1 protein-coding gene is annotated in these 357 nt (G+C 50.1%); it reads right to left on the minus strand.

Features of this window, described 5'->3' with window-relative positions; all coding sequences use genetic code 11:
• Window positions 1-357: fimbria/pilus outer membrane usher protein (locus V5P19_RS23095; RefSeq protein WP_334407856.1), on the minus strand; the 357-nt coding region annotated here is incomplete at both ends.

A 357-nucleotide genomic window follows, 5' to 3' on the forward strand; every position in this document is an offset into this window, starting at 1 on the left:
GACAGAGCGCCCAGTGCCCCCATGTTTTTCCCGATACCGAAATTAAAAGCACGATAACGATCCGCCAGTTGCGTTCCACCATATATTGTCCAGCCAGCCGGAAGGCCGTGGAGTAATGTACTCTGGAAAAAGCGGGGTTTTTCCTGCTGCGCATTTCCACTACGGTATTCTCCTGCCGTAATGGAATAACGAGTATGCCCTTCACGTTGCAAAAGCGGGACTGACGAATAGGGTACGGTAAAAATCTGCGTGCTGCCGTCAGCCTCTTTGATCGTTACCTGCAAGTCACCACTATTACCTGCGGCATAGATATCGTTGATGGTAAAAGGCCCCGGTGGCACCGTACTATTATAAATG

This window comes from Enterobacter sp. UNJFSC 003 (assembly GCF_036903355.1).
Classification (GTDB): domain Bacteria; phylum Pseudomonadota; class Gammaproteobacteria; order Enterobacterales; family Enterobacteriaceae; genus Enterobacter.